This is a genomic window from Gardnerella sp. DNF00476, assembly GCF_049262735.1.
In the GTDB taxonomy this organism is placed as follows: Bacteria; Actinomycetota; Actinomycetes; order Actinomycetales; family Bifidobacteriaceae; genus Bifidobacterium; species Bifidobacterium vaginale.
Map to the genome: position 1 here is coordinate 1,367,476 of NZ_CP058401.1, position 17,538 is coordinate 1,385,013.

At 40.6% G+C, this 17,538-nt stretch carries 13 protein-coding genes; 11 read left to right on the plus strand and 2 right to left on the minus strand.

Going from position 1 to position 17,538, the window contains the following annotated elements; genetic code table 11:
* Positions 1 to 81: 81 nt before the first annotated feature.
* Together HXT25_RS05485 and HXT25_RS05490 are read right to left on the minus strand one after the other, a co-directional pair.
* Positions 82 to 918, minus strand: a complete 837-nt coding sequence (locus HXT25_RS05485; RefSeq protein WP_422118782.1) for a sce7726 family protein — start codon at positions 916 to 918, stop codon at positions 82 to 84.
* Between the two features lie 453 nt (positions 919 to 1,371).
* Positions 1,372 to 2,118: a Panacea domain-containing protein gene (locus HXT25_RS05490; RefSeq protein ID WP_101890149.1), complete on the minus strand. Its 747-nt coding sequence runs from the start codon at positions 2,116 to 2,118 to the stop codon at positions 1,372 to 1,374.
* A 370-nt stretch (positions 2,119 to 2,488) separates the two neighbouring features.
* Between HXT25_RS05490 and miaA the strand changes: the two genes are divergently transcribed.
* From miaA to HXT25_RS05545, 11 genes are all read left to right on the plus strand, one after another.
* On the plus strand, positions 2,489 to 3,478 hold the full coding sequence (gene miaA / locus HXT25_RS05495) for a tRNA (adenosine(37)-N6)-dimethylallyltransferase MiaA (protein ID WP_004115519.1): 990 nt from the start codon (positions 2,489 to 2,491) through the stop codon (positions 3,476 to 3,478).
* A 151-nt stretch (positions 3,479 to 3,629) separates the two neighbouring features.
* Positions 3,630 to 4,631 (plus strand): cation diffusion facilitator family transporter, encoded by a 1,002-nt coding sequence (locus HXT25_RS05500; RefSeq protein ID WP_004115518.1) that lies wholly within the window; start codon positions 3,630 to 3,632, stop codon positions 4,629 to 4,631.
* Positions 4,632 to 4,699: 68 nt separating this feature from the next.
* Positions 4,700 to 5,665, plus strand: a complete 966-nt coding sequence (locus HXT25_RS05505) for a TrmH family RNA methyltransferase (RefSeq protein WP_004115517.1) — start codon at positions 4,700 to 4,702, stop codon at positions 5,663 to 5,665.
* A gap of 60 nt (positions 5,666 to 5,725) precedes the next feature.
* Positions 5,726 to 6,793 (plus strand): phenylalanine--tRNA ligase subunit alpha, encoded by a 1,068-nt coding sequence (gene pheS, locus HXT25_RS05510; RefSeq protein ID WP_004121821.1) that lies wholly within the window; start codon positions 5,726 to 5,728, stop codon positions 6,791 to 6,793.
* A gap of 5 nt (positions 6,794 to 6,798) precedes the next feature.
* On the plus strand, positions 6,799 to 9,423 hold the full coding sequence (gene pheT, locus HXT25_RS05515; RefSeq protein WP_004115514.1) for a phenylalanine--tRNA ligase subunit beta: 2,625 nt from the start codon (positions 6,799 to 6,801) through the stop codon (positions 9,421 to 9,423).
* Between the two features lie 194 nt (positions 9,424 to 9,617).
* Entirely contained in the window at positions 9,618 to 10,241 is a 624-nt protein-coding gene (locus HXT25_RS05520; protein ID WP_004121816.1) for an arginine repressor, read from the plus strand.
* 287 nt (positions 10,242 to 10,528) lie between these two features.
* The gene (locus tag HXT25_RS05525) at positions 10,529 to 11,743 is read left to right on the plus strand and encodes an argininosuccinate synthase (RefSeq protein ID WP_004115510.1); all 1,215 of its coding nucleotides are present in this window, start codon (positions 10,529 to 10,531) and stop codon (positions 11,741 to 11,743) included.
* A gap of 30 nt (positions 11,744 to 11,773) precedes the next feature.
* Positions 11,774 to 13,291, plus strand: coding sequence for an argininosuccinate lyase (gene argH, locus HXT25_RS05530; protein ID WP_246979113.1), 1,518 nt, complete (start codon positions 11,774 to 11,776; stop codon positions 13,289 to 13,291).
* A gap of 66 nt (positions 13,292 to 13,357) precedes the next feature.
* Positions 13,358 to 14,677, plus strand: a complete 1,320-nt coding sequence (gene tyrS / locus HXT25_RS05535; RefSeq protein WP_004112539.1) for a tyrosine--tRNA ligase — start codon at positions 13,358 to 13,360, stop codon at positions 14,675 to 14,677.
* Positions 14,678 to 14,760: 83 nt separating this feature from the next.
* Positions 14,761 to 16,326 carry a tetratricopeptide repeat protein gene (locus HXT25_RS05540; protein WP_162861912.1) on the plus strand — a complete coding sequence of 522 codons (1,566 nt, stop codon included), beginning with the start codon at positions 14,761 to 14,763 and terminating at the stop codon, positions 16,324 to 16,326.
* 98 nt (positions 16,327 to 16,424) lie between these two features.
* Positions 16,425 to 17,522, plus strand: a complete 1,098-nt coding sequence (locus HXT25_RS05545) for an HAD-IIA family hydrolase (protein WP_422118783.1) — start codon at positions 16,425 to 16,427, stop codon at positions 17,520 to 17,522.
* The last annotated feature ends 16 nt before the right edge of the window (positions 17,523 to 17,538 follow it).

Below are 17,538 nucleotides of genomic sequence, written 5' to 3' on the forward strand. Positions count from 1 at the left end.
AGTATTCTCTAAAGATGTATTACATTGAGAATTAGCGCAGTCGACTATTGTTACCCCTCGCTCCATGCGGGGGGTAATTTTTTATATAAACCTTTCCTCCAAAAACCTAAGCAAGCCGTTAAGGTTTTTCTTTGTGTTATAAGAAAAGTATGCAAGAGACTTTAGCGCATAAGGCACGCGATTAAACGTGTCTATGTTTTTAATGATGTTTCGTTTTCTAAGCTCGCTCATAACCATTGTGTGAGCATTGAGAATAGGAATTTGGCAAAACAGATCCAAACAAGCGTTATAGTAAAAAACTGGCTTAGCGGCTGGCTGTGCATTAAAGTACTGTTTTAATATGTTTTCATACTCTGTTTTACGCAGTAGCTTAAAAAGCGCAATATGCTCAAGTTTTGAATTATCTTCGACAGGTTCTTTGTGCATCTTTTCGCTTATACAGTTTTGACTATCAAGCACATAAATACCTACAGGAGTATTAGCAAGAGTTTCTACAGCGTTTTGATACTTGTTTTCAGATGTCACTACGCACACACGGTTGAAAGCTTTGAAGTAATTGCTAAGTTGTGTCTTTAGTCGTTCGAAAGTGTCGAGCTCGGTTTTTATCTCATACACAGTAGCTTTATCGTCGATAACGATGAAATCGGCTCTTGACTTGCTTATGGGAAGCTGTGTCAATGCAGTTGATTGTGTGTTATTGCCGCCGCTGAGCAAGAACTTATTTAATAAAGTATTTTGATAAAAATACTCACACCTATGTCCTTTCCCCATAAGCTCGTAAATCTCGCTTATTATCTCGCTATTAGTTTTCCCTTTAGCATCTTGTACAAAGCGATTTACAACCGTCTTATAACATTGATTCTGAGATGCTAAAACTCGAGGTGTGAAGAAATGATTAAGTATAAGCTCGTCTCCCATCGGATACAATTCTACTCTTAACTACTGAGGAATTTTCTGCAATATTTGATAGAATTCAAACACGATAACAAACGTGAAAGATGTTCTAATATTTGCCGCAAAAATACAAGATAAGGCGATATTGAGCGCATTGGTACTAAAACGTTATTCTATGAAACTCTTAGAAAAATAAGGCATTAGCGGCTGTTAAATGCTAATTCCCCGCGACTCCACAAACGCAAAAACGCCACTGCTCAAACAGTGGCGTTATTTGTAGCAAAACCCAATGTTTCCAATGCCTTTAGCATAGAACAGTGGGCGTTGTTTACCTCTTGCACACAAGTATGTACGATATGTGATATAGCACATACAACAGACGGAAATAATCAGAGCAAAAGCTCTAGGTATAAGATCTAGAGCTTTTTGATTTTCCTATGCATACTTATTTGCGCCGTATGTTTTGACCTATACCACTTATTTATTTTTATTTTTATCATTAATATCATTGTTTATGTAGTCAACAAAATGTCGTGCTGTAATACGAACAATGTTTTCATCAAAATAAATTTTATTATTTTTAAGCCCATTCAATATGCTTAATTTTTCTCTTAAAATTTTTTCAGCCCGTCTTATTCTTCTAACTTTTTCATCTTGATTATATTGATTAAATTTTTCAATTTGTTCAGAAATTATATCTTGTATGTCTTTTTGTAGTCCTTCATCATCTTTTCTAAATTCTTTGCTTCGTGTTGTTCGTGAATTCGTATTAATTACTGGATGTTTTACGTAATAATCATGAATAATTTTCTTAGATATTTCTACTTCATTAGCCTTATTTGGTAATATCCCTCTGCGTGCATCAATCCATGGCATCTCACTGCGGGCGCGATTTTCTAGTTCTTCGATACTAAAATCAATTAAAGCGTCGCAAACGTTATAGATAGTGAGTAAATTAGAATAAGTAAGATGATTTTTAAGTTCATAAGGTCCTAGAACAATATCTTTACATTCTATAAAAACATCATTAATTCTGTGCATCTTAAATAAATCTAGGCATACTGGACCGTTGCGCCAAGCCTGAAAATTGTTATAGAACAAAGGAGAATTAGTGGATGCTAGGTTATAAGCTTGGCAATAGTAAGAAAGTAATTGTAAGCGATTAATATTCATTTTCCCATAACGTTTTAAAATCGCATATGCTACATGAGAAATAGTAATCATATCTATTCTCCATCGGTGCAGAAAAGACAACAAAATGATTAACGTAAAACCAAATAGAATCCTTTTATAAATCACGTTGAACGAATAATTTTAGTTGTAAAATGCACGAACACGTGTAAACAATAAAAATCATTCGGTTTTAAGTTAGCGAAAACGGTACCATATAAAATAAAACACATCAACAATAGCGCGTGTCGTCCTCAATGGGGATTGTAATACAGTGTGGTAATCAACTACTGCTTTGGTGTCGAAGCAAAATCTCCTACTACTTTTATTGACTTTTATGTATGTTTGATTGTGTAAATTTGTAGAAAAGATTCTTCTTTAAGGTTGATTTTAGTTCGTTTAATATGATTATTAGGAGCGCATTGTGTGCAAACCGCCGAAAGTGATTTCGATTGTAGGTCCAACAGCATCTGGCAAAACGAGTCTTGGTATTGCAATTGCAAAGAAATTTGCTGAACGTGGTGTAAAAGCGGAGATTATAAACGCAGACGCATATCAAATGTACCGTTATATGGATATTGGTACAGCAAAAGCCACTAAAGAAGAGCAAAGCGAGATTAAGCATCATTTAATAGATATTATTGATCCAGAAGAATCCATGAGCGTTGCAAAATTTCAAACGCTTGCTAGGCAATGCATACGCGATTTGCAAGAAAAAGGTATTCGCCCAATTCTTGTTGGAGGCTCTGGTCTATATGCACGTGCGGCTGTAGATGATATAACTTTTCCAGGTACAGATCCTAATATTCGCAAAGCTTTGGAAGATCGTGAAAAGTCGCAAGGAGCAATGGCTCTTTTTGAAGAGTTACAAAAACTGGACCCTGTGGCGGCTAAAAATATGGATCCAAGAAATTCGCGCAGAACAATTCGCGCTCTAGAAGTTATTGAGTTAACAGGAAAGCCGTATTCTGCTACTCTGCCAAAATACAAGTATTTGATTGATTGTGTGCAAATAGGATTGGACTTAAACAGAGAAGATTTGGATGCGCGAGTGGAGCTTCGCACAAAAATGATGCGCGAGCAGGGTTTTGTAAACGAAGTTAAAGAGATTCGCTCAAGGCTTGGTGTTACTGCGAGTAGAGCTTTGGGATACAAGCAAATAATGGACTATTTAGATGGCTTATGCAGCGAAGATGATGCTTTTGCTGATATTGCTCAGAAAACTAAACGTCTTGCTAGAAAACAAATGGGTTGGTTTGGAAGAGATTCGCGTATTCATTGGGTTAATGCTTTGCAGCCAGATGTGGTTGATGTCTCAATGAAGATAATTAATGCTGCTGATAATGGCGATTTTAAAGATGATTTGATTGCCGAATCAACTTCCCATCATCTCGGCGCGTTAATTGACGAATAGTAATAATAGAATAAGTTTTTAGATAATTAATCTTTAGATGTTTATGCGTGAACCCTAGCTTAGGCTGGGGTTCATTGCGTATAAGGCATATTGGGAATGATATTGAGAAACGATATCGAGATACTTATTTGTATGAACATAGGAGATTTGTGTGAATAATCATCATTTGTCAAACTCTTCCAGTGAAATCTTAGAGAAGAATGATTTAAGTACTTCTGGAACTAATGCCGCTTCTTTGCAAGATGCTATTAAAGCAAGTCATGCGCATCAGCATAAGCTAACTATCACTTTGGCTTTAACGTCTATTGTATTCTTGGCAGAAGTAATTGGATCTGTTTTAACAAATTCACTTTCTTTGTTAATTGACGCAGGACATATGTTAACAGATATTTCTGTTTTAGCTGCATCTACGGTTACTGCGATTTTGATGCGCAAAAGACCTAATGCAAAGCGCACTTGGGGTTGGGCTAGGCTAGAGGTAATTACTGCTGCTGCTGGTGCTCTTGTTCTACTTTTTGTTGGCATTTATGCGATTGTGGAATCTTGTATGCGTCTTTTTGGTGTAAATCATAATGGAATACATGATGTAAATCAGCTTCTTTTCTTTGGTATTCTTGGTTTGCTTGCAAATCTTGCTTCTCTTGTAATTCTTGTTTCTCAATCTAAAGACAACATGAATATGCGAGCAGCCTTTTTAGAAGTAATGAACGATGCTTTGGGATCTGTTGCTGTTGTAGTGTCTGCTGTAGTAATGATGAGTACTAGTTGGAATGGATTTGATGCTTTAGCTGGCGGGATTATTGCAATTTTGATGATTCCTAGAGCGTTACATTTGCTTAAAAATGCTGTAAAAGTTTTGCTTGAGCAAACGCCAGAAGGATTGGATATAGAAAAAGTTCGCGATCATCTTGAACACGTTCCTCATGTTCTTGCTGTTCACGATTTGCATGCAAGTACTGTTTCTACAGGAATGCCTATTTTTATGGCACATGTTGTTGTAGAGCGCGATTTAACAATGGATCAGTGTGCTGATATTTTAAGCCAGCTTCAAGATTGTTTGCGTGAGCATTTTCCAGTTTCTGTTTCGCACACCACATTCCAACTAGAACCTGAAGGATATACCACTCAAAGTTCGTCGGAACATCATGAGTAGTTTCGTTGAGTAGTTTTGTATTGCAACATTTACGCGTGTTGTAACTATATGTAAAGTAGAGTGATATTATGCCGTTAAAAGAGTTAATAGACAACGCGCATAGCGATCGCGTTAAGCGTATTTGTGCAATAAGTCGTGCAAAATCGCGAGTGGATGGGCGCTTTTTAGTAGAAGGTCCGCAAAGTGTTAGGGAAGCGGTAAGGTACGCGCATAAATCGATTTTAGACATTTACGTTTTGCAAGATGCTGTTAATAGTGACTACATTGATGTCAATTCTTTTAAAAATCTTAAAAATGGCATTTTGCAAAATGGATCTTTAGAAACGATAAGCAAAATTGTTGACGAATCCTTAAAAAATCAGTGCTATGTGCACCCTGCAACAGCAGAAGTTATGCATAAGATCAGTACGGATTGTCAAGGGATTGTTGCCGTTTGTGATTCTACTATTTTAGATAAAGAATTTATAAAAGAATTTAATAGTATTGGGGTAGAAAGCAAATATAAGTCTGGTTTTGCTTATGATCCTATATTGATTGCAGCCTGCTGGCAGGTAAGAGACCCTGGCAACGCTGGTGCGATTATTCGCGTTGCAGATGTAGCTGGTTGTAGTGCCGTTGTTTTTGTTGACGATTGCGTGAATCGTTTTAATTCAAAGCTTGTTCGTTCTACTGCAGGCTCATTATTCCATTTGCCAGTAGTGACAATGAGTGAGGATGATTGGTTTGATTGGACAAAGTCATTAAAAATAAGGGTTATTGCAGCTGATATTTATGGAACGGAAAATAAAAAACCAAAGTCTTTTGCAAATCTTCTAAAACCACTAAGTGATGATTTAAATAAAGGATATAACGAAGGATCTAATGCAATATTATTTGGAAACGAAGCCAGAGGATTGCCAGAAGAAATATTAAATAGAGTAGACGAAATATCGGTAATACCTATTTACGGAAAAGCAGAATCAATGAACTTGGCAACCAGCGCTGCAGTAATGCTAATGGGCTTGGCTATGTCTAGTCATGAGCGAAAAATGTAGATTTGAGACGTTTTTTGAATGCTTCACAAAAGTACACATAACACGGATAGGAAGGGTGCTGTGGCAAGTAGTAAGCCGTTCGACGCGAAGGCAATTACAAAGGTAGTAAAAGAGGGTATAGCTTGTGTTCAAGCCGCTAAAACAATGGAAGAGTTGAAAGCGGCAAAAACTAAGTATGCAGGAGCTCAGTCTGCAATGACCCTTGCCAGCAAGTCTATTGGAAGTCTTCAAGTAGAAGAAAAGAAAGAAGCTGGCAAGATAATGTCGGCTTTACGCGCTGATTTTGGTCGTGAATTTGCAGCAGCCCAAGAGCGTATTAAGGCTATTGAAGAAGCTAATATGCTTCAAAAAGAAACAGTCGATATGACCTTGCCAATAAATCGTAAGCCGCTTGGCGCTCGCCATCCGATTGCGCGTATTATTGAAGACTTTGAAGACTTCTTTGTGTCTATGGGTTGGCAGATTTCTGCAGGACCAGAGGTAGAAACAGAGTGGTTCGATTTTGACGCGTTGAATTTTGGTCCAGATCATCCTGCTCGTCAAATGCAAGATACTTTTTATGTGCAAGGTAATCAGGCAAAGGATGCTGCAGGATTTGTTGGATCTAACATGGTTTTGCGTACGCAAACTTCTTCCGATCAGGTTCGTGCGTTAATTGAGCGAGGAGTACCTCTGTATATTGCGTCCCCAGGCCGAGTATTCCGCACGGATGAGCTTGATGCAACGCATACTCCAGTCTTCCACCAGTGCGAAGCTTTGGCAGTAGATAAACATTTGAGCATGGCTGATTTAAAGGGTGTTCTTGATCGCCTTGCTGTTGCAATGTTTGGTCCAGATGCAAAAAGCCGTTTGCGCCCAAGCTACTTCCCGTTCACGGAGCCTAGTGCGGAGTTGGATCTTTGGTTCCCAGATAAGAAGGGTGGCCCAGGTTGGATTGAATGGGGCGGATGCGGAATGGTGAATCCGAATGTTCTTAAGTCTGCAGGCTTAGACCCAGATGTTTATACGGGATTTGCTTTCGGTGTTGGCTTGGAGCGCACTTTGCTGCTTCGTCACGATATTAACGATATGCACGATTTGGTTGAAGGCGATAAGCGCTTCAGTGAACAGTTTGTGATGGGAGAGTAGTACTCATGCCAATGGTAGATATTGACTGGCTTAAAGATCATGTTGAAGTGCCAGAAGGTTTGACTTACGAGCAGCTTGCTAAAGATTTGGTGCGAGTTGGCTTAGAAGAAGAAGAGATTCACGACTCTCAAGTTACAGGTCCTATTGTTGTAGGATACGTCGTTGATGCTACTCCTGAGCCGCAAAAAAATGGCAAAATTATTAATTGGTGCCATGTTGATGTTGGAGATAAATACAACGAGGTAGACGAAAATGGTAATAAGGTTCCTCGTGGAATTATTTGCGGTGCTCCAAACATGGCTGCTGGAGAAAAAGTTGTTGTAACTCTTCCTGGGGCAGTTTTGCCTGGCGATTTTAAGATTGAGCCTCGCAAAACTTACGGCCACATTTCTAATGGAATGTGCGCATCCGAGCGCGAGCTTGGTTTGGGAGATAGCCACGATGGCATTATTTTGCTTCGCGAATACGGTTTCTCTAAAGCTGAATATGATGCTTTGAAACCTGGAGACGACGCAATGTCGCTTCTTCACTTAAACAAGCCTTTGCTGGAAATTAACATCACTCCTGATCGTGGATACGCGTTTTCTTATAGGGGTGTTGCGCGCGAATATCACCATTCAACTGGTGCAACTTACACTGATCCAGTAATTGAACTTAATAATAAAGCTGATCAAGTAGTTTCTATGTCTGATGGAGCTTCTAAAGATATAGAAGTTAGTATTGAAGATAATAATCCTATTCATGGTGTTGTTGGATGCGACCGTTACTACGCTCGCGTTGTTAGAAACTTTAATCCAGATTCTTCTAGCCCTAATTGGATGCGTAGGCGTTTAACTCGTGCTGGAATGCGTGGTATATCTCTTGCAGTAGACGTTACAAATTACGTAATGCTCGACTTAGGTCAGCCTCTTCACGCTTATGATTTAGATAAGATTGAAGGTCCTATTGTTGTTCGCCGCGCTAAAGCTGGAGAGCATTTAACAACTTTAGATGGCAAAGACAGAGAGCTTAACGTTGAGGACTTGCTTATTTGCGATTCTCCAAAGGGAAATCACGGTTCGCGTGTTCTTGGACTTGCTGGCGTAATGGGCGGAATCTATGGAGAAGTAACGAGCGAAACGAAGAATATTCTTGTTGAAGCTGCACACTTTGACCCCGTTTCTATTGCACGTACAGCTCGTAGACATAAGCTTCCAACTGAGGCATCTCGCAGGTTTGAGCGTGGTGTTGATACTGCTTTGCAGCCAGCAGCTGCGCAAATGGCTGTTACAATGCTCAGCGATTTTGGTTCTGGAGAGCCTTCTAATACGCCTACAGACGTAAACAATACTGTTGATAGAAGTGTTATTGTTTTCAAAGCTAGCGAAGTAGAGCGTGTTTCTGGCTTAAGCATTGATTTGAATAGTATTAGCGATATTCTTACGGATATTGGTTGCTCTGTTGCTGGCGGCGGAAACGGATCCTTCTCTGTTTTGCCTCCAACTTGGCGCCCAGACTTAAATGAGCCATGCGATTTGGTCGAAGAAATCGCGCGCTTGGTTGGCTACGATGAGATTCCTGTTAAGGTTCCAGCTGTTCCTGTTACTGGCAAAACTGGTTTAACGCAAGATCAAGCAACTCGTAGAGCTATTGCATATGAACTTTCTGAAATGGGCTTGATTGAATCTTTGAGCTACCCGTTTGTTGGTCAGGAAGATTTTAAAGCTTTCCGTGAAGACGTTGATTCTGTTGCTAAAGTCAGCGTAAAAATCGCAAATCCTTTGGCTGGCGATCGTCCTTGGCTTCGAAGGAATGTTCTTACCACTTTAGCTGGAACGGTTCGCAGAAATATTCGTCGTGGCTTAAGTGATGTTTCGCTTTATGAGCTTGGTCACGTGTATTTTGCGGATCCTAATGCTCCAGCTATTCCTGCTTTGCCTGGTTCGGTTCGTCCTACGGATGCTCAGCTTGCTGCGTTGGATGCAGGTTTGCCTGAGCAGCCTTTGCATGTTGCAGCTCTTTTAACTGGTAATGCTGAAGAAACAGGTTGGCTTGGAACTCATAGAGAAGTTGATTGGAGTGATGCTGTAGAAGCTGTTAATCGTTTAGGAAAGCGAATCGGCGTTGCTTTTGACGTTCGTCAGATTAATTCTGATGATGTTCCTGCTTCTTGGCATCCAGGTCGTACAGCGAAGGTGTATATTCCTGTTGATGGTGCCGACGATGTTGAAATTGGTATTGTTGGAGAGCTTCATCCTCAGGTTGATGAGAATTTGGGTTTGCCAAAGCACTCTGCAGCATTCGAGCTTGATTTGAGCGCATTGTTTGATGCTATGCAAGTTAAGCCTGTTCAGGCAAAACCTGTTTCTACATTCCCTCCTGTTAAGCAGGACTTCGCGTTTGTTGCTCCTTCTTCTTTGACTGCTCACGATTTAAAGGAAGCTATTGTTAAAGCTTCTGGTGATTTGCTTGAGTCTGTAGAGTTGTTCGATGTTTATGAAGGCGAACAACTTGGAGAAGGGCTAAGATCTCTTGCTTATTCTGTAACATTTAGGGCTGCTGATAGAACGCTTTCTAGCGATGATATGGAAGCGGTTCGAGAGGCTATTACAAAGTCTGCTCAAAAATTGCATGCAACATTGCGAGTATAAGTTCGAGTATAAGTTACAGAGTCGCGTTTTTTAAATTAATACGGCTGAATGATTAGTATTATCTGGTTGTTCAGCCGTATTTTTTAGTAAATAAAATAGTATTTATGGCTTTGTTAAAATGTATATATTCATGAATATATTTATGTATTCATGTATATTAGATTGGAGTGCTCTTTAGAAAGGTATTGCCAATTATGGTTGAGTCTAATAGGAAGTCAAATAATTTTAGTGGCGATGATGCGCTTAATCATAGTTATGTGAATGAAGATAATAATTTTGACGATGCTTTTGATGTTAATGACGATTTTGGTTCTATTGAATCCGCTGGAAAGCAGCGTCCTACGACTAAAGCTGCACGTTTAAATGCGATTGAACAGGCGCTTTTAAGTGAGGTTATTACTTCACAGTCTCAGCTTGCTAAAGTTTTGGCTCGTCATGGTTTTGAGGTTACTCAAGCAACTTTGAGTAGAGATTTGGATGAAATAAATGCTGTTAAAATTCGTCTTACAGACGGCAGAATTGCTTATGTTCTAGGAGATGGAACTGGTAATCGTCATGCAATGGACACAGTTAGGATCGATCAGCAAGTTGCAAGAACTCTTTCTGGTCTTATTACAGAAGTTGGATTTGCTAATAATATTGTTGTGATTCACACTCCTTCGGGCGCTGCTCAATATGTTGCAAGTGTTATTGATAGGCAGCCTTTAAAAGGTATTTTAGGTTCGGTTGCTGGCGATGATACAGTGCTTATGGTTTGTGTTTCTAACGAAGAAGCAGAAGATAGAGCTAATTGGATGCTTTCAGTCGCATCTAGGTGATTTTGTATATAGTTTATTCATTTTATAGTTATATTTGTGTCTAATATGCATCGATGGATGTTGAATTTATAATACTTGTTGCAAAGATTACAGCGTTGTGATTTTTGCACTTTGTTATAGTACGATTAATTGTATAAGTATTATTTTTATTGTCTTATTTTTTTAAATATTATTTTTCAAAATATGATAAAAACGTTGTATTTCTAAGCGTGTTGAGATTTTATCTATGGTTGTATAATATACTATATATCGTTTATTTATTCAATATATGACCTTGGGAGGTCACTATGACTAGTAAGAAACGTATTGTATTAGCGTATTCGGGTGGCCTCGATACATCTGTAGCTATTCCGTACCTTAAAGAACAAACAGGTCAAGACGTTGTAGCTGTGTCACTAAACGTTGGTCAAGGTGGAGAAGCACTCGAAGTTATTAAAAATCGCGCTTTGGCTTGTGGTGCTGTTGAATCGTATGTAGTTGATGCTCGTGAAGAATTTGCGGATAACTATTGCATGCTCGCATTAAAAGCAAATGCAATGTACGAAGACGTGTATCCTTTAGTTTCCGCGCTTTCTAGGCCGCTTATTACTCGTCACTTGGTTCACGCAGCGCACGAATTCGACGCAGATACGATCGCACATGGTTGCACTGGCAAAGGAAACGATCAGGTTCGTTTTGAAGTTGCAATTCAGTCTTTGGATCCAGATTTAAAGGCAATTAGCCCAATTCGCGATTTGTCGCTTACTCGCGATGTGGAAATCGCTTTTGCAAACGAGCACAAGCTTCCGATTACTCAAAGCAAGAAAAGCCCATATTCTATAGACCAAAATGTTTGGGGAAGGGCTATTGAAACAGGCTTCTTGGAAGATCCGTGGAATGCTCCAACCGAAGAATGCTACTCTTACACAAAGAATCCTTTGGAAGCTACAACTCCAGACGAAGTTACAATCACGTTTGAAAAAGGTATTCCAGTTGCAATTGACGGTCATAGCGTAACTCCATTGCAAGCAATCGAAGAAATGAACAAGAGAGCTGGTGCACAAGGAATCGGCAGAATCGACATTATTGAAGATCGTTTAGTTGGCATTAAGTCTCGCGAATTGTATGAAGTTCCAGGCGCGCAAGCTTTGATTACGGCTCATCAAGAGCTTGAGAATTGCTGCTTAGAGCGTGAACAGCATAGGCTTAAGCGTGCTCTTGATAAAAAGTGGGCGGAATTTGTGTATGACGGCCAGTGGTTCTCGCCAGTTGTGCGTTCTTTGAACGCGTTCATAAACGAAACGCAAGAGCATGTTTCTGGCGATATTCGCATGACTTTATACGCTGGAAAGGCTGTTGTAACAGGCAGAAAGTCGGATGAGTCTTTGTATGACTTTAACTTGGCTACTTACGATTCTTCCGATACTTTCGACCAGCGCGCTTCCAACGGATTTATTGAAATCTACGGATTGTCTAGCAAGGTTGCAGCGGCTCGAGATATGCGCGTTGCAAAGAACAACTAACAAGAGGAAAGCAGAAAGAAGAATATAACTATGCACGATGCAAATGCCAATGCAAATGCCAACGCAAATGCCAACGCAAACCATCCAATAGCCTTGTGGGGCGGACGTTTTAGCTCAGGACCTTCCGCAGAGCTTGCAAAGCTTAGCAAATCAACTCAATTTGACTGGCGATTAGCGGATGACGATATTGCAGGATCTCGCGCTCATGCGCATGCGTTGCATCGTGCAGGTTTATTAACAAATCAAGAATACGAGGATCTTCAAAAAGCTCTAGACGAGTTGCAAAATCGCGTGGATAATGGCACTTTTACGCCAATTGAAGAAGACGAGGATGAGGCAACTGCATTAGAGCGCGGTTTGCTTGAGATTGCAGGAAACGAACTTGGAGGAAAGCTTAGAGCCGGACGCTCTAGAAACGACCAAATCGCAGCTTTAATACGCATGTTTTTGCGCAGACACTCGCGCGTTTTGGCTGCTCTCGTGTTAGATGTTTGTAATGCTTTAGTTGCTCAATCTTTAGAAGCAAAAGACGCTGTAATGCCTGGTCGTACTCACATGCAGCATGCTCAACCTATTTTGCTTGCACACCAGCTAATGGCTCATGTTTGGCCGCTTTTGCGAGACGTAAATCGCCTTGCGGACTGGGATTTGCGCGCAAACGAAAGCCCATACGGAGCAGGGGCATTGGCTGGCAACACTCTTGGGCTAGATCCCGAAGAAGTTTCTAAAGAACTTGGTTTTTCTGCTGTCTGCGCGAATTCTATTGATGCTACAGCAAGTAGAGATATTGTTGCGGAGTTTTCATTTATTGCAGCCATGATTGGCGTTGATATTTCTCGTTTAAGCGAAGAGATTATTATATGGAATACTCAAGAATTTGCGTTCGTAACTTTAGACGATGCTTATTCTACTGGATCTTCTATTATGCCTCAAAAGAAGAATCCAGATATTGCGGAGCTTGCTAGAGGTAAAGCAGGACGATTAATCGGAGATTTAACTGGATTAATGGCCACTCTTAAAGGTCTTCCTACTGCTTATGCAAGAGATTTGCAAGAAGATAAAGAGGCAGTTTTTGACCAAATTGACACTCTAGAAGTTCTGCTTCCAGCATTCGCAGGTATGGTTAGAACAATGCAATTTAATATTGCTAGGTTGCGTGAACAGTCTGCTACTGGTTTTGCCTTAGCTACAGATATTGCAGAATGGCTTGTAAAACAAGGTGTTCCATTTAGAAATGCGCATAAGTTATCAGGATTATGCGTAAAACGTGCTGAAGAACTTGGTGGGGATTTAGACGTTTTAAGTGATGATGATTTTGATAATATTCTGAATGATTTTGTAGATCGAGCCGATATTGAGAATCTTAAACTTGTTCTTTCTAGTGATGGATCAGTAGCTTCTAGATGTGGAAAAGGTGGAACGGCTTTTGTTCGCGTAAAAGAACAAATTACTCAAGCTCAGCTTGCGATTGATGAGTATAAGAAATTTTCTGAATCTGTAAGTGATGGAACTGCTTATAAGAGTGTCGCCCTGTGCTGCCAAAATTGAAAGGCTTGGATTGCGCTTTTAGCGCCCGATGCCTAGGTAAGTTTTGGCAATAATAAGGAGATACGAATGGCTCAGGTCAGGAATTACAAGGAAGCTGGATTTGCTTCCTTGTTTGAAGAGCTAAAGTGGCGTGGATTAATTTCACAATCTACTGATGAGCAGCAGCTTGCTCAAGCGCTTGACGGAGAACCATTAACGTATTATTGCGGTTACGATCCTACTGCTGCTTCATTGCATATTGGTAATCTTGTTCAGCTTATTAATATGCGTCATTTGCAAGCTGCAGGTCATCATCCTATTGCGTTAGTTGGTGGTGCTACTGGTTTGATTGGTGATCCTCGTCAAAGTGGAGAACGCACGCTTAATTCTAAAGATATTGTGGCTGGTTGGGCAGAGCGCTTACGCAAGCAGATTGGCAGAATTTTGCCTCTTGATGGTGAAAATCCTGTTCGTTTTGTTAGCAATTACGACTGGGTTTCTAAGATGTCTGCTATTGACTTTTTGCGTGATGTTGGTAAGAATTTCCGTGTTGGCACAATGCTTTCTAAGGATATTGTGGCTCGCCGCTTAAACTCCGACGAAGGAATTTCTTTTGCTGAGTTCAGCTATCAGGTTTTGCAAGGAAACGACTTCTTGTACTTGTTTGATAATTACAATGTTACTTTGCAACTTGGCGGATCTGATCAGTGGGGTAATTTGACTTCTGGCATGGACTTGATTCGTAAGGTTCGCGGAGCTTCTGTGCACGTGTTTACAAGCCCGATTATTACGGATAATCAAGGTCGTAAGTTTGGCAAGTCGGAGGGTAACGCAATGTGGCTTGATCCTACAATGCTTAGCCCTTATCGTTTCTATCAGTTCTGGTTTAATCAGCCAGACGATGAAGTTGTTAAGCTTCTTAAAGCTTTTACGTTCTTGCCTAAGAGCGAGATTGAGCGTTTGAACAAGCAAATTCAAGAAGACCCAGGAAGTCGTGAAGCTCAGCGTGTTCTCGCTTGGGAAGTTACAAGCTTTGTTCATGGTGAAGATGTTACGAATCAGGCTATTGCTGCTTCTTCGGCATTGTTTGGTAAGGGTGATTTAGACGCTATTGATGCGCAAACTCTTGAAGCTGCCTTGGATGGTGTTAAGGTTAAGGCGCAGGATGGTAGTTTAGAATTTGCTAAAGCAAATAGTGGTGATCGCGTTGTTGAAGCTGCTGTTGCTGCTGGATTGTTCCGCACAATTTCTGAAGCTCGTCGTGCTATTGAAGCCGGTGGTTTGTACGTTAACAATAATCGAGTAGACAGTGTCGATGACATTTTGAATGATAATTCATTCTTGCATGGTCGTTTTGCTTTGATTCGTAGGGGCAAGAAGGCTATTGGCGCTGTTGAGCGTGCTTAGTTTTTTAAGCGTGTTTGATTTGTTTTTAATATTAGATTTTTAGTATAATTTTATATTTTTAGAATTTGAAAGGTATGCCAATAATGGGCGAAGAACGCGGATCGCGTAGTGGTAAGTCGTTTGGTAATCGTGGCCATTTTAGCCGTCAAAATGGCGGTAAAAATGGTGGAAACGGCGAGCATCGTGGCGGATTCCATAAGGGTGGATTCCACAAAGATGGTGGCAGAAAGTTTAATCACCGTGATGGCGAACGTAGATTTGAGCACAATGATCGCAGATATGATGATCATAAGAACGGTCGTCGTGACGATTTTGAGCGTGATTCTGGTAGTTCAGAAGGTTTAAGACGCAATGGATTCCACAAAGGTGGATTCAATAAGAGCGGTTTTAAGAAGGATAACGATCGTAGGTTTAACCATCGTGATAATGATCATAGGTTCAACCGTGATGATCGTGATAACCGCAGTGATCGCAGATTCGATAGAAAAGATAATCACGAAACTCGCAGAAATCGTGGTTTTGATGTCAAGTCGGAAGAAAATGGCAATCCAAGGTACAAGAAGTTTGATCGTGATAATCGTGGCGAGCGCAATGATCGCCGCTTTGAAGATAATCGCGGTGGCTTCCACAAGGGTGATTTTAAGAAGAATGATTCTAGAAAGCGCGATTCAAAGTCGTCTTTCCGCTTTGAAAATGGTCCTCGTAGAAACTCGGATGGAACTGTTTCTTACCCATCTCAAAACCCTTATACTGATAGGCGTCCAGGCGAACCTAAGATGCCTAAGGGCTTAGAATATTCCATGCTTTCTAAAGAATCTCGTGAGCGTTTGCGCGGTCTTTCTAAGGAACATTCTGAAAATATTGGTTTGCATATTCTCGCAGCTTATGCTTTGCAAGAAGAAGATCCAGAGCTTGCATTGGAACATGCAAAGTGGGCTGCAAAGCAGGCATCGCGTATTGATTTTTCGCGCGAAACATTAGGATTTATTGCATACCGTCAGGGTGATTACAAGCTTGCTGCGCGCGAGTTTAGAACAGCTATGCGAATGAATGGATACATGGATTATCTTCCATTTATTGCCGATTGTGAGCGCGGTATGGGCAACCTTGATAAGGCTTTGGAAATCTGCATGTCGGATGAAGCTAGAAGGGTTACTGGCGAAGTCAAGGCAGAAATGTTCCTTGTGTACGCAGGTGTTTTGGCAGATACAAACCATTCAGATAAGGCTATTGAGCTTGTTCACGCAATGGGTAGGTCTAAGGGTTTGCCTGGCGAGTATAGAATGCGTGCAGTTCAAGCGGAACAGTACTTCCTAGAGGAGGCTGGGCGAAGTGATGAGGCTATTGAGCTTGACTCTTTGCTTGATCGCTTAGAAGAGCAATACGCAGATATTGAAGACGAAGAAAATCCAGAAGATGTTGTGATTGACTACGATTTGGAACATCTTAATGACGCGATTATGGACGAAGTTGGCATTAGTGAAGATGATGCGCAATTTGCTCCAGATGATGACTCGGATGATTCAGACGATTCGGATGATTCAGATGACGATTCGGGCGAAGATTCGGATGATCCAGACGATGATTCACAAATCGCAGACAATACTGAAACTATAGAGATGAGTGCAGTTAAGTCTGAAGAGGAATAGTACAACCATATTTTCTAAGCCCGGCTTCTGTATTATGAGAGTATAGTAAGCCGGGCATTTGCTACTTTGATATTTTTAAAATCATGTGGGGATATTCTATGCAACTTGATGAACGAACGAATTTTTCAAATAGTAAATCTGCGTTAAGCAAGAATTTTCGCTTAGCTTTGCTTGACTTAGACGGCGTAGTGTATAGAGGCGGAAAATCCGTTGAATATGCTGCTGAATCAATTGAAAATGCTCAAAAAAATGGCATGTTTATTGAATATACGACTAATAATTCTTCTCGTTTTCAAGAAGTTGTAGCAAGTCAACTAGAAAGTTTCGGCTTAAAAGTAGAGCCGTGGCAGATTATAACTTCTTCTGTTGTTGCAGCAAGAATGGTTGCTCGCTACGTTCCGAGAAATTCTAATGTTTTAGTGCTTGGAGCCGATCATCTCGTACAAGAGGTTCGTAGTGCTGGTCTTAATCCAGTAAAGTCTTGTAAAGACAATCCAAAAGCTGTTATCCAAGGCTGGTATCCGCAAATGACTTGGCAAGAAATGGCACAAGTCGCTTTCGCAGTAGAGCATGGAGCTAAGTATTTTGTTACTAATCGCGATTTAACAATTCCACGTGAGTTCGGTATAGCTCCTGGATGCGGTTCTATGATTCAAGCTGTAGTAAATGCAACTGGAGTTGAGCCTATTGCTTCTGCTGGAAAACCCGAGTGCGCAATGTATGACGAAGCGAGATTGTTGGTTGCTGCAAATGCAAATCACAATGATGAAGATGTTAAAGAATATGCAGAAAAAGATGAGTTTGGGAATCCTGTAATAAGTATTTCGCGCTCGCTAGCCGTAGGAGACCGATTGGATACAGACATCGAAGCTGGTACCAGAGGGGGATATGAGTCTCTTCTAGTGCTTACTGGTGTCACCAATCCGCGTATGTTGCTTGAGGCTCCAAAACACTTGCGACCAAGCTTTGTTTCTAAGGATTTAAGAGGACTAAACGAGGCTCATGAGTCTCCAAAGCGTGTTGACGACGTTACATTTGTATGCGGAACTTCTAGAGCACAAATTGTTTGTAACTCTATTGAAGTAAACAATCCTAATGATTGCAACGCTTTACGTGCTGCTTGTGCGCTCGCTTGGTGTTTAAAGGATAGTGGAAAATCGCTTGAAGACTACATTCTTCCAGAGTTTTCTTTATGAATATATGAGTTTGCAT